This window comes from Streptomyces sp. T12 (genome assembly GCF_028736035.1).
In the GTDB taxonomy this organism is placed as follows: Bacteria; Actinomycetota; Actinomycetes; order Streptomycetales; family Streptomycetaceae; genus Streptomyces.
Genome location: NZ_CP117866.1, coordinates 10479718 through 10493105, shown reverse-complemented (window position 1 = coordinate 10493105; position 13388 = coordinate 10479718). Strand labels below are relative to the sequence as shown.

Genomic DNA, 13388 nt, shown 5'->3' with positions numbered 1-13388 from the left:
GCAACGGGCGCAGGACCTCGGTCGACACACCGTCCATGGAACTCTTCGCCGCCAACATGGACAAGCTCGCGGAGCCGGTGAAGCAGGCGTACCAGAAGCTCATGGAGCTCCAGCGGGTCAATCCCGGAGCCTTCTACGACGCCTATATGCTCCGGCAGGTCTCCTGTGGCGCCAACGGCGACACGGGCCTCCAGAACACATACCTCAAGATTCTCCACGATCTCGGTCAGGGTCTGGCAGACATCAGCACCGGCATGCACCAGCTGAGTGCGAAGTACAAGACCACCGAAGAAGAGGCCAAGATGACGGCCGAGGATCTGAACAAGGCGATGCAGTCCGCTCAGAGCGATTTCACCAAGCTCGGTACCGGCGGATGAGACCAAGCTATACAGCTGCCTGTGGCGGCGTCAGGTGTCCTTGGACCTGACGCCGCTTTAGGCGTTTGCCCGTACAGGCACGAACGAGAGCGTCGACGTCATGGCAACGAAGAAGGACTACAACCAGGGCAACACCACGCAGTCGGACGAGAAGGCCGGGATCTTCGGCAACAACTCCGTCATGGGGTCGCCGAACGACTACGACACCTGGGACTGGAAGCAGATCGAGGCTGTCATCGTCGGCGCTTCCAACCTGGCGTCCGGACAGGAACAGGACCGGGCGCACAGCGTGGCCACCCCGCAGAGTCTCTACGACGCCGGTAACGCGTTCCAGTTCGTGCAAGAAGTCCTGCAGATGGTGTCGGAGAACCTCGTCGCGCAGGCCAAAGCGCTGGCCGGCAACACGGACTCGCCGTGGCAGGGCACTGCGGCGGATTCCTTCATGACCATGATGGAGACCTTCTCCAAGCAGGTGGCCTCCAGTGCCAATGCGCTCTCCGGGGGGAGTATGGGCGCATCGGTCGCGCAGACTCTCGTCGACGCCGGTAACAATCTCGCGGTGGCCCAGGCGAACGTCGTCACGATTGACCAGTGGTATGCGCAACAGGCGCAGATCATCGGCATCAAGCCGATGAAGAACGGGCTCATACCGGTCAGCAAGAGCCCGGAGATCGTCAAGATGATGACGGACGACATGCGCAAGGTGCTGCACACGCTGGCCGGGCAGTACTCCGCCGAGACGCGCACCCTGAATCAGGTCTCCACGACGAACATCACGTCTCCGCTCAGCGGTACCAGCCCGAATCTCACACAGCCGCCGGGTACTGGCAAACCGCCGCAGACCAAGACCGCGCCACCTCCGAGCACCGTCGGGGCGCGCACCCTCCCCCGCGTCTCCACCCCGCCCATCAACCTGGGACCCGGGCCACAGACGAGAACGTCCACGCCGTCGCGCATCCCGCTGCCGAATACGCCGCCCGTGACAACGCCGGTGAAGACTCCGGTCAGTTCGCCTGTGAACTCGCCGGTGCTCACGCCCAGTCCGCGGGGGAACTTGCCTGCGAACTCACCGGTGAATGTGCCGGTGACGACCCCTACGCCGATCACCTTGCCGACCAACACGCCAGTAACGCCGACCAAGTTCACTTCGGCACCGGTGACCGGCCCTGCGAATACACGGGTGAACTCCCCGACAAACGCGCCCGTGCCGACTCCCACGCGGATGACGTTGCCGAGCAACACGCCGATCAAGCCGACGAAGTTGGCTTCGGCACCGGTGAACTCACCACTGCCGTCGACCACACCATCCTCCACACCGGCTCCTACGCAGCTGAACCCCGGGAAACTGAATCCCGCGATGCACGCGGCCCTCAATCCGGGTTCTGTGCCCAACAGCACGTTGCCGACGGCGCCGAGCACCAAGAGCCCGAGCACCACGGCGTCGCCGACGGTCGGTACTCCGTCGCGGATGCCGTCGAATTTCCTGAACAGCGGCGGCAACGGGAGCACACCGCCCGACACGAGCACCATCAACCCCGTTTCTCTCGCGTCCAACCCTCCGGCCGGCGGGGGCGGTACCTCGCCGACGACGGGCCCCGTCAGCCCCGTCAGCCCTGTGCTGCCGTTGCGGACCAACTCGGCGAACCAGCGCAAGAGCGCTGCGGGTGGGGGCACGGCGCCCGAACTCGGCTCTCCGACGCCGATGCCGTCGGACTTGTTGAACAGCGGAGGCAACGGGGCCACGCCGCCCAACACGTCAACGGTCGGCGCGGGTGGCGTGACGTTGCCGACCGGCGCCGGTGGCGGCCGCACGGGCATCAACCCCGTCTCCCTCTCGTCGAATCCGCCTACGACCAGGACGACGTTGCCGAACGGGTCTGCTCCGAGTGTTCCTGTGTCTCGGGTGCCGTCTGATTTGTTGGGCCAGGGTGGCGCTGGCGGCGTGAAGTTGCCCGGCACCGGTGCGGGTGCCGGTGCCGGCGGGGTGTCGCTGATGGGCGCTCCCGGCGCGGGCTCGGGCTCGGGTATGCCGTCGACGAAGGCGCCTGTCGGTGGCGCGGGGATGCCGTTCATGCCGATGGCGCCCGGAGCCGGTGGCGCACCGAAGGACGATCAGCGGTCCGACGCCTCCGGACTCGTATCACGCAACGTCGAACCATGGTCCGGACAGGGCGCCGAACCCCCGGGCACAGGCGAAATCTCACCGACTACGGGTGCCGCTGCGGGCGGAGCCGGACTGGTGACGCCACTGCCCAACGGGGCGCTGCCGAACGGATCGGTGCCAGGACGCTCCGTGCCGAACGTCTCGCTGCCGAACGGCTCTGTCCCGAACGGGTCTGCCCCAACCGCCCCTGTTTCCCGTATGCCGTCTGATCTGCTGAACCAAGGTGGCGCCGGCGGCCTCAGGCTGCCCGGCACCGGTGTCGGCGCCGGTGGCGTGTCGCTGTCGGGCACTCCCGGCGCAGGCTCGGGCTCGGGCGGGCCGCCAGCGAAGGCGCCTGTCGGTGGCGCGGGAATGCCCTTCATGCCGATGGCCCCTGGAGCCGGCGGCGCACCGAAGGACGAGCAACGGTCCGACGCCTCCGGACTCGTATCACGCAAAGTCGAACCATGGAACGGACAAGGCACCGAACCCCCGGGCACAGGCGAAATCTCACCGACGACAGGTACTGCCGCGGGCGGAGCCGGACTGGTGACACCACTGCCCAACGGAGCGCTGCCGAACGGCTCTGCCCCGTCAGGGTCGTTGCCGAGCCGGTCTGCCCCGACCGCTCCTGTGTCTCGGGTGCCGTCTGATTTGTTGGGCCAGGGTGGCGCTGGTGGCGTGAAGTTGCCCGGCACCGGTGCGGGTGCCGGTGCCGGCGGGGTGTCGCTGATGGGCACTCCCGGCGCGGGCTCGGGCTCGGGTATGCCGTCGACGAAGGCGCCTGTCGGTGGCGCGGGGACGCCGTTCATGCCGATGGCGCCCGGAGCCGGTGGCGCACCGAAGGACGACCAGCGGTCCGATGCCTCCGGACTCGTATCACGCAACGTCGAACCATGGTCCGGACAGGGCGTTGAACCCCCAGCCACAGGCGAAATCTCACCGACCACGGGTGCCACTGCGGGCGGAGCCGGACTGGTGACGCCACTGCCCAACGGGGCGCTGCCGAACGGATCCGTGCCAGGACGCTCCCTACCGAACAGCTCCGTACCGAACGTTTCGCTACCGAACAGCTCTGTGCCGAACGGGTCCGCTCCGAGTGTTCCTGTTTCCCGCATGCCGTCTGATTTGTTGGGCCAGGGTGGCGCTGGTGGCGTGAAGTTGCCCGGCACCGGTGCGGGTGCCGGTGCCGGCGGGGTGTCGCTGATGGGCGCTCCCGGCGCGGGCTCGGGTTCGGGTGGGCCGTCAGCCAAGGCGCCTGTTGGTGGCGCCGGGATGCCGTTCATGCCGATGGCACCCGGAGCCGGTGGAGCCCCAAGGGACGAGCAACAGTCCGACGCCTCCGGACTCATATCGCGCGGCGTCGAACCGTGGTCCGGACAGGGCGCCGAACCTCCGGCCACAGGCGAAATCTCACCGACTACGGGTGCTGCCGCGGGCGGAGCCGGACTGGTGACGCCACTGCCCAACGGGGCGCTGCCGAACGGATCGGTGCCAGGACGCTCCGTACCCAACGGATCCGTGCCCAACGTGTCGCTGCCGAACGGGTCCGCGCCCAGCGGCTCTGCCTCCCGTATGCCGTCTGACCTGCTCAACCACGGTGCCGCCGGCGGCATCACACTGCCTGGCACCAGTGCCGGCGCCGGTGGCGTGTCGCTCGGCGAAGCCCCGACCCCCGGCTCGGCCCCAGAGGGAAGCCATGCCGCTGGCGGTGCTGGTGCTGGTGCTGGTGCTGGGATGCCGTTCATGCCGATGGCGCCCGGAGCCGGTGGCGCGCCGAGGGACGAGCAACGGTCCGACGCCTCCGGACTCGTATCGCGCGGCGTCGAACCATGGTCCGGACAGGGCGTTGAACCCCCAGCCACGGGTGAAATCTCACCGACCACGGGTGCCGCCGCGGGCGGAGCCGGACTGGTGACGCCCGCCACCGGTGCTGATGGGTCGATCGGGCAGGTGCCGGGTTCGGTGATGCCGCTGCCCAGTGGGGCGTTGCCGAACGGATCGGTGCCTGGTCGGTCCGTGCCGAACGGATCCTTGCCGCACGTGTCGTTGCCGACGGGATCCACGCCGTACGTGTCGCTGCCTACGGGTTCCGCGCCGAGTGGCCCTGTGTCTCGTATGCCGTCCGAATCGCTGGATCACGGCACCGCCGGTGGAATCCGGATTCCCGGCGTCGGGGCCGGCGCCGGTGGGGTGTCGTTGGGCGAGGCCCCGGTCCCCGGCTCGGTCCCGGCGGAAGGCCATGCCGGTGCTGGTGCTGGGATGCCGTTCATGCCGATGGCGCCCGGAGCCGGTGGCGCGCCGAGGGACGAGCAGCGGTCCGATGCCTCCGGGCTCGTGTCGGGCGATGTCGAGCCGTGGTCGGACCCGCATGGTGAGGTGCCCGGGGAGGGCGAGGTCGGATCGGCCGCGGGGGCTTCCGCGGGTGGGCCTGGACTGGTGCATCAGGGCACGGGTACGGCGGTGCCGCCCGGCGTCGGGGGCGGTGTGACGGGTGCCGATGTCCCCGCGACGGCCGAGGCCCGGGACCACCGCGACCACGACGCAGTGCCCGTTCCCGCTCCGTTTCCGCTGCCCGTCCCGCAGCCGGGGTCGGTCCAGCCGGCCCCGCCGACGACCCGGGGAAGCGGTCCGGGCGAGGTGACCCCGGTGCGTCCGGGGGCCTTGCCGACCCCGTCCCGGGTGGGCGTCGGTGGGGTGTCGGTGCCTGCCGAGGGCTCGACGGCTGCCGCCGAGGAGGCCGCTCTCGGCGAGGCGGCTGCGGCCGAGGGAGCCGCCGCGCGGGAAGGCGGCATGATGCCGCCGTACGGGATGCCCGGTGGGGCCGCTCCGAGGGGCGGTGACGAGCGCTCCGACTCTTCGGGGCTGCTGCTGGACACGGAGAACGGCTGGGCCGACCCCGAGGTCGGGGACCTGCCGGGCGGGACGCAGGGGGCACCGGTCGGCGGGGCGACTCTCTCCGGCACGGGTTTCGCGGCTGCGGACGGGCTCGACGAAGGCCGTGTCGCCGTGGTCCCCAGTGCGGAGGCCGCGGAGGACACCAGCGCGTGGGGGGCTGCCGACCCCGCGATGCTGTGGGCGCTCGGGGGGCGCCGTACCGAGGACGAGGAGGAGGAAGAGCTCCAGCCCAAGTACGTCCTCAGCGACGACGACGGGTGGAGCGACGAGGACGGCGCGGTGTCCGAGGCCGGACTCGGCGGCGACGAGGCGGAGAGCACAGTGAGCCCGGCGGAGGAAGGCGCGGCCGCCGTGGCGGAGGAGCCTGGGTGGAGCGACGCGGATGGCGCGGTCTTCGCCGCCGGGCTCGGCTTCCCGCAGCCTTCCGCTTCCTCGGACGACGCCTCCGCCGAGCCGGTCACCGGCCCGGGCCTGGCCACCTGGCGGCCCGACCGCTCCCAGGCCGCGGCCGCCGAGGAGCTGCCGCCGCCGGTCACGGGGTACGCCGGGATGCTGCTCAGCACCGCGGAAGTGCCTGATGACGAGGATGAGGACGAGGAGGACGAGGACGGCCCGGAGGAGGACGGTGACGAGGCGAAGAGCGGCCGCGGCATCGCCGACCTGCTGAGGCAGGGCGCCGACTCCTGGGGGGCGGCTCCCCAGCGGGCCGACGAGATCGGCTGACCGCCCAGAGCCGCGAACGGCGCGCGAACGGTGCGGCGGACGTGCCGGGAATTTCCGCCGCGTCCGCCGTACCGGGTCGTTGGGGCAGAGGTCGGTGTCCTTCGGGTCATGACCTGCCGAATCAGGCTTACGGAGCACTCGGCGGCATGTTTGCTGTCCCTGACGACTCTGCGTGACCGGGGCGCAAGCTTCCCCGCTGGGCGGGGGCGTCACAGCAGGTGGGAGAGGAGCACCATGTCGAGTCCGTACGACCAGCACATAGAAGAGCTGCTGGGCGCGTATCGCAGGGAGCGCGCGCAGGTCGGCGAACTGCAGCGCAGGATGCGTGAGGTCAAGGCGAGCGCGACGGCTCCCCGGCAGGCTCTGAAGGTCACCGTCAACTCGCAGGGCGAGGTCACGGAGATCGAGTTCCCTACCGGCGCCTACAAGCGCATGGCTCCCGTGGAGCTCTCCCAGATGCTCATCACGACCATCCAGAAGGCCCGGGCGACAGCCATGGCGGACGTCGCCGAGGTCCTGTCCGGTCACCTTCCCGCGGGGATGTCCGCCGCCGACCTGCTCCAGGGCAAGGCCGATCTGGGCGGACTGCTGCCGGAGACGCCGCCCATGGCGGACGAGGTCCAGGAGTACATCGCCAGCGGCCGTCCCGGCCGAGGGTCCGGCCCCCGTATCGCACGGCCTCCGGTCGCCTGACGAAACCCCGGAATCCACAATCCCGAACAATCCCGGAGTCCGGGGTTTTCTCCCCCTGAGCTGATGTGAGAAGGAGGTCGCGGTGTCTTCCAACTACTTCGCGGTGGACCCTGACGCGCTGGCGAAGAACGCTCCCAACGTGCGGGCCTATTCCGACCAGATGAGGCAGCTCGTCACCCGGCTCGAGTCGCGCCTGAACGAGCTCGGCGACTGCTGGGGCGACGACTCCATGGGAAAGGCTTTCGCGGAGCAGTACCTCACCCCTCGGAAAGACATGGTCGACGGGCTCAAGGGGCTCGTCGAGGTGCTGGACAGCACGGCTGACGGACTGGAGACCATGGCGAAGGGCTTCAACGCGACCGAGGACCAGAACACGAAGACCGCCCGCAGTTTCGAGCGCGGTACCACCGACACCCACACGCCTTCCGTCCCGGACACCCACACGTCCGGTGGTTCGCACCGCGGTTCCACGCGCGGCTGACGTGTTGTTTCCGGTGGGAGAGGTCTCGTAACTCATGAGCATCCAGCTACCACCGGAATTGGGATTCGTCGCCAAGATCGCCGTCGGGGACGAGTTCCCGAAGGGGAACGAGGACAAGCTCGCCGAACTCGGTGCGGTCTGGAACGCGGCGGCGCAGGAGATCAACCAGCTCCTGGGGGAACTCAATCCGGCGACGGCGGCGACGTTCGAGAGCATGGCCGGGGCTCCGGCGGAGCAGTTCGGGCAGTTCGTCACGGCCCTGAGTTCGACTCTGCCCGTGATGGCGACGTCGGCCGCGCAACTCGGTGTGATGGCCGACAACATCGCGCTGGAGATCGAGTACGCGAAGTACATGATCATCCTGAATCTGGCATGGATGGCCGCGGAAATCGCGTATCTGACGGCCACGTTGTTCGGGTCGGCGGCGATTCCGGCCGTGATCACGGCGGGCCGGTTCGCGGTTCAGGCGATCCTGCGGGAGCTGTTCATCGCGGTTCTGTCGAACATCGTGATGCAGGTCGGCATGGATGTCGCGGTGCAGGTCATCCAGTTCCTGAAGGGCGACCGCACGCACTGGGACCTGAGCAAGACCAAGGGCGCGGCGGAGATGGGTGCGATCGGCGGGGCCCTCGGCGGGGGGCTGGGGCAGATCATGCGCCACCTGGCCCCGAAGTTCGCCGACTCCTTCCTCGGCAATGTCACTCACGGCGCTCTGACCGGTCTGACCACGACCGCGGTGACCAACGTCTTCAGTCCCGGGCAGAACCTCGGGCTGGGCACGCTCTCCGAAGCGATCGGCGGGGCCCTCGAAGGTGGCGGCCGGCATGGCGGGCACAGCGCGGGAGACGGGGTGTCGCCGGAGCACATCAGTGTGCCCAAGATCGACATCCCGTCCTTTCCCGACCTGCTGAAGGACGCGAATCCGGGCGAGGGCCAGTCGGGCACCCCAACCGCCCCCACGTCCTCCACGACTCCGACGACCGACACGACTCCCGCGACACCCGCGACCGCCACGACCTCGACGGCACCCGGGACACTCACTCCCTCAACGACACCCACGACACCCGCGCGTTCGGGCCAGGTGCCCGAAGAGACCTCGGGACAGGTGCCCGACGAGCACACCGGACAGGTGCCCCAAGAGGACTCGACCGGCCAGCGTCCCGGCGAGGAAGACCTCGATCTGCCGGACGCTCCGAAGCCGTTCGACCCGTCGGAGCTGCCGGACCCGTCGCCCAGCACGCTCGTCACCGACCTTCCCTCCGCGCCGACCGGGACCCTGCCTCCGCTGCGACAGGAGGTGCAGACCCGCGTCAACGAGCTCAGCAGGATCGCGCGGTCGGCCGGGCTGCCCGAGTCGGAGTGGCGGCCGCGGGCCGACTCGGTGCGCGAGTCGGCCCGCTCGGGCGACTGGGCCGAGACGAGCCGGCGTCTGCAGGACTTCCGGACGACGGTCGAACAACAGGTTCTCGACCAGCGGCTCGCGGACTTCCGCGCTCATGTGGACACCCAGGTCGAGAACGGCTTCTCCCAGCTGCGCGATCTCGGCGTCGACGAGGACGCCTGGCGTTCCCAGGTGGACGCCGTGGAGCAGGCGCAGCAAACGGGCAACCCGGTCCTGGTCGACAGCCAGCTCAAGGAGTACACCGACTTCGTCGAGCGTCATCTTCCGGTCGAAGTCGTGTCGGACAACGGCCCGCGCTCCTTCGACTCGGGAGTGGAGCAGCTTCGCCGCGAGCTGACCACGGTCAGCGACCCGGCCGCGCGGGAGGCGCTGCAGAAGGACCTGGAGTGGCACCAGCAGGTCCAGCAACGTATGGACCGCCTGACGCAGTCCGATCCAGAGGCCGACATCATGCGGCGCCGGACGATCGCTCAGGAGGAGTCGGCGCGGTCGCCGGAGGAGGTGTCCCAAGCCCGTCAGACGCTGCAGGACTTCCAGAACCAGCGCGACATGCAGCGGCAGCTCGACGACGTGCGCCAGGGCACGGCCCAGACCGAGCTGGAGCGACGGCTGGACGCGCTGCGCGAACGGGCGCTGCCGGATGCGCGCGGGCAGGAGCTGCTGCAGCGGCTGCAGGACGCGACCACGCCTCAGGAGACCGAGCAGGCGCTGCGCGATCTGGTCGCGCACAACCAACTGACGCAGCAGGAGCGGCAGTTGAACGAGCTGCGTGAAGGGCTGCTGCCCGCCACCGATCCGCAGCGCGAGCAGCTCGTCCAGAACGTGGAGAACGCGCGGACGCCGGAGGAAGCGCGCCAGGCGCAGCAGGAGCTCAAGGAGTTCACGGATCGTCAGATCGAGGAGCAGCAGCAGTCGTTCACCGAGCGCCTGAACGCGCAGGAGGATGCCCGGACGCAGGCGGCGGACGAGGACCTGCTGCGGCGGCTCGACAGTCTGAACGCCGGTACGCCGCAGGATTCGCGCGAGGCGGAGCTGCGGCAGCAGCTCGATGCCGCGACGAGCCCGCAGGAGCGGGCCCAGGTCATCCACGAGCTGGGCGTGCACCAGCAGGGCGTGCTGCAGCAGCGCGTCGATGCCGCGACGACGCCGCAGGAGCGCAGGCAGGCGCTCGACGCGCAGGCGAAGTTCAACGGCTGGACGCCGGTGGAGCGGCGGATGGCGGAGCTGCGCACGGTGCTGAACCCGGGCGGCGCACCGGAGGCGGACGCACACCGGGCGGACCTGCTGCGGCAGGTGGAGAACGCCCGGACGCCGGAGGAGGCGCGCCAGGCACAGCAGGAGCTCAAGCAGCACACGGACCGTCAGATCGAGGAGCAGACGCGGCACTTGGAGGAACGGCTACGTCAGCAAGCTTCTGGTGGCGGCCAGGGGTCGGCTGCCACGGCGGCCAACGCGGACCTCATGCGGCGGTTCGAGGAGCTGCGCGGCGACGGGTCGCACCAGGACCCGCGCGAGGCCGAACTGATACGGCGGATGGAAGCGGCCGACAGCCCGCAGGAGGCGCGGACCGCCGAGCAGCAGCTCAAGGACCACCTCGCCGACCGGGAGCAGCAGCGCCAGGTCAGCGAGGTGCAGCGGCTGGAGCAGGTCCGCACCCACGAGCAGGAAGTCACCCAGCTGCGCGACCAGCTCACCCAGCAGCGCCGGACCCGCGCGCCGGAGGAGGTCGTACAGCAGACGCAGCAGCGACTGGAGCAGGCGCAGCAGCGCCTGGCCACGGTGCGGACCCCCGACGAGAACACCGCCGCGCTGCGCCGCGAACTCCAGCAGGAGATCGAACGGCCGGCGCCGGGCTCGGACCGTCCCGGTGCCGGGTCCGGTCGCGGCGGGGGAACGGAGTCCGGCGGTACGGGTTCCGGCTCGGGCTCCGGGAGCCGACTGGACCGACTGGTCCAGGAAGGCGTCTCCAGGCAGACCGAGCAGGACCTCGCGCGCACGCAGGAGGAGCAGCAGTTCCTGCGCCAGGAGCCGGACGAGCACACCTCGTTCACCCTGGACGAGCTCGACGACCTGCCCAGCGCCCCCACCACCCAGCCCGACGCCCTGCCGACCGCTCCCACCGACGGTTTGGGCGCCCTGCCCGACGTGCCCACCAGCAGGCCGGTAACCCAGCCGAGCGCCGGCACCACCCAGCCGGACGCCCTGCCGACCGCACCGGCCATCCGGCCAGAGCCGTCGACCACCACACAACAGGAGCAGCAGTTCCTACGCCAGGAGCCCGACGAGCACACCTCATTCACCCTGGACGAGCTCGACGACCTGCCCAGCGCCCCCACCAGCAGGCCGGAAACCCAGCCGAGCGCCGACGCCGTCCAGCCGACCGCACCGACGCCCCGCCCGGAGCCATCGACCGCCGCCGGTCGGCCCGGTCCGCTGTCGGACCTGCCGGGCGCCGATGCCACGGTCCCGTCCGAGCAGCGCCCCGTCGGGGACGAGCCGCGCGTGCCGCTGTCCGACGAGGCGGCCGACCGGATCGCCTCCGAAATCGAGGGTCTGCCCAGTGCACCGGTGAGTCCCTTGGTGCGTCCGGCCGATGCGCCCGCAGTCCAGGGGCAGCCGGCGACGTCCGCGCAGGCGCAGCCGCAGCGTGTCGAGCCCGCCGCGCCTCGCCCCGGGTCCGACGTGACGCAGGCCCAGCGTTCCCGTCCCGCGGCCGAAACGGAGTTGCCCACCGCGCCGACATCCGGTCCACGCGTCGACCGGGCAACCATGCCCTCGCGTGTCCCGCAGATCGAGGACCTGGAGCGGACCCTCGCGGAGATCGAGCACCAGGACTCCACCCCCACGCCCGCCCAGGACACCTCGGCGACGCCGTCCGTGACGCGGCCCGGTCCGGAGACCGGCGATTCCCCGGTCCAGCGGCAGGCCGACGGGGTGCGTCCCGCGACGCAGGCCGAGGAGCCCTCGACGACCGAGCTGTGGCAGAACGCCCCCGACGTGCTGGGCGCGCAGGACGTCCAGGACGGAACGACGGAACAGGACGTCCGCGACGTCGCGCCCGACGCATCGCTGCACCACTTCGCCGAGCAGCGGTTCGGCAAGCTGGACGAGCCGACGGCACGTCAGCTCTGGACGGAGGCCTCGCGCGTCACCGCGCAGCACAACCCCTTCCCGCCGGCCTTCGGCCGCCCCGGCGAGGGCATGCGGCAGCGTGATCCCCAGCAGTTCTGGTCCACCATGCGCGTGGCGCAGACCCTGCACGAGAACCAGGGAGCGCCGGACCGCATCGCGAAGGCCATCGAGGTCGCCCAGGGCCTGGCCGCAGAGCGCGGCGTCGATGTCGTACGGGAGATGTTGCGGGGTGGTGCTTCCGGCCGCCCGACGGTGGATCTGGCGCTCCCGGGCGACGGCCCGACCCGGCTCGACGAGGCCGGAACGCCCACGGAACAGCGGGTTGACGTCCGCGGCGCCCCTGTCGAGGCCCCGTCGTCCGGCGAAAGCCCGACCGCGGACGCGTCGGGTGCGGACGCGTCGGGTGCGGCCACCCTCGGCGGTCAGGCGCGCACCTCCGAGGGGCCGGCGGAGCTGCCTCTGCTCGGGGCCGGGGCATTGTCGGAGCAGGGGGCGCGGATCATGCGGGTCCCGGGTGACGCGACCTCCGCGACCCCGGATCGGCTGGAGCTCGTGGGCCCCGACGGTCTGCCGCTCCCCGACCGCTCGGTGCGGGCCGGCGCGGACGGAAGCTTCATCGTGACCAGCACCAGCACCAGCACCAGCACTGGCACCGGCACCGGCACCGGCACCGGCACCGGGGAGGAACTGCATTTCGGGGCGGACGGCGGTTTCAGGTACCGGGACGTGCCGCTGCCGGGGATCCACCATGTCGCGCGGTTCGACACCCCGTCCGGTGTGGTCAACGCGCCGCGGCTGATCGACAGGAACGGTTCTCCGGTGCCGGGCGCGGACATCCGGCGCACGGGTGACGGCGGGATGGCGGTGACCCTCCCGGTGCCGGGGCAGGAGGAGACGCGGCTCCGCTGGGAATTCGGCGAGGACGGAGCGCCGCGCGGCCAGTCGCTGATCGTGCCGGACCGGCTCGCCGCGGCCGTCGACCGCACGCTGGACCTCACGGGTCTGCGTCCGGAGGGCGTCGTCTGGCGCGACTCCTACGAACCTTTGTGGCGCTACGACCTGCGGCCGCCCAAGGTCGTCTTCAAGCACGGCTTCGCGTCCAAGAGCACCGAGAACGCCGACATGGCGAAGTACGTCGTCGCGTGGGGCCCTTCGATGTTCGTCAGCACGTCGAAGGACGACAACTACACCCACCCCGCGAAGTTCAGGTACGAGATCCACGCGCCGGGCGGCATCGACGTCAACGAGACACTGAAGGACCACCGGTTCGACGATCTGCCCGAGGACTTCGGTGCCGATGTGGAACGCGCGAAGGCCGGGAACCCGCACACCGAAGAGCACGAGATCGCGTTCCCCGGTGGTATCCGCCCGCAGTTCATCAAGCAGGCGCAGTACATCAAGGACGCGCAGCACAAGCACATCAGGGGCAAGTGGACCGCCAACCCCAGGTTCGACCCGACCTCCGTCAACACCGAGGTGACGAGGCCGGTGACCGTCCAGGAGGTCGAGCAGCTCCTGGAGCGGGGCAGGACCGCCATG

At 70.4% G+C, this 13388-nt stretch carries 7 protein-coding genes (1 of these 7 running past the window's edge); 5 read left to right on the top strand and 2 right to left on the bottom strand.

Annotation, left to right across the window (positions count from 1 at the left end; genetic code table 11):
- Positions 1 to 35 precede the first annotated feature (35 nt).
- The gene (locus tag PBV52_RS46905) at positions 36 to 377 is read left to right on the top strand and encodes a hypothetical protein (RefSeq protein ID WP_274247885.1); all 342 of its coding nucleotides are present in this window, start codon (positions 36 to 38) and stop codon (positions 375 to 377) included.
- A 309-nt stretch (positions 378 to 686) separates the two neighbouring features.
- Here the strand turns inward: PBV52_RS46905 and PBV52_RS46900 are convergent, their stop codons facing one another.
- Together PBV52_RS46900 and PBV52_RS46895 are read right to left on the bottom strand one after the other, a co-directional pair.
- Positions 687 to 1073, bottom strand: coding sequence for a hypothetical protein (locus tag PBV52_RS46900; protein WP_274247883.1), 387 nt, complete (start codon positions 1071 to 1073; stop codon positions 687 to 689).
- A 57-nt stretch (positions 1074 to 1130) separates the two neighbouring features.
- On the bottom strand, positions 1131 to 2450 hold the full coding sequence (locus PBV52_RS46895) for a hypothetical protein (RefSeq protein ID WP_274247881.1): 1320 nt from the start codon (positions 2448 to 2450) through the stop codon (positions 1131 to 1133).
- 2341 nt (positions 2451 to 4791) lie between these two features.
- Between PBV52_RS46895 and PBV52_RS46890 the strand changes: the two genes are divergently transcribed.
- From PBV52_RS46890 to PBV52_RS46875, 4 genes are all read left to right on the top strand, one after another.
- Complete coding sequence (locus PBV52_RS46890) at positions 4792 to 6141, top strand: hypothetical protein (protein WP_274247879.1); 1350 nt, start codon at positions 4792 to 4794, stop codon at positions 6139 to 6141.
- Between the two features lie 234 nt (positions 6142 to 6375).
- Complete coding sequence (locus PBV52_RS46885) at positions 6376 to 6834, top strand: YbaB/EbfC family nucleoid-associated protein (RefSeq protein WP_274247877.1); 459 nt, start codon at positions 6376 to 6378, stop codon at positions 6832 to 6834.
- 82 nt (positions 6835 to 6916) lie between these two features.
- Positions 6917 to 7315 carry a WXG100 family type VII secretion target gene (locus PBV52_RS46880; RefSeq protein ID WP_274247875.1) on the top strand — a complete coding sequence of 133 codons (399 nt, stop codon included), beginning with the start codon at positions 6917 to 6919 and terminating at the stop codon, positions 7313 to 7315.
- A 34-nt stretch (positions 7316 to 7349) separates the two neighbouring features.
- Positions 7350 to 13388: the 5' end (the start) of a hypothetical protein gene (locus PBV52_RS46875; protein WP_274247873.1), read on the top strand. The gene runs 26379 nt beyond the window's last position; only the first 6039 of its 32418 coding nucleotides appear in the window; the start codon lies at positions 7350 to 7352; its stop codon lies off the right edge, out of view.

Coding starts and splice junctions, on each gene's coding strand:
- PBV52_RS46900 (WP_274247883.1), bottom strand. CDS start 1,073: ATGTCGTCCGTCATCATCTTGACGATCTCCGGGCTCTTGCTGACCGGT.
- PBV52_RS46885 (WP_274247877.1), top strand. CDS start 6,376: ATGTCGAGTCCGTACGACCAGCACATAGAAGAGCTGCTGGGCGCGTAT.
- PBV52_RS46905 (WP_274247885.1), top strand. CDS start 36: ATGGAACTCTTCGCCGCCAACATGGACAAGCTCGCGGAGCCGGTGAAG.
- PBV52_RS46890 (WP_274247879.1), top strand. CDS start 4,792: ATGCCGATGGCGCCCGGAGCCGGTGGCGCGCCGAGGGACGAGCAGCGG.
- PBV52_RS46895 (WP_274247881.1), bottom strand. CDS start 2,450: ATGAACGGCATCCCCGCGCCACCGACAGGCGCCTTCGTCGACGGCATA.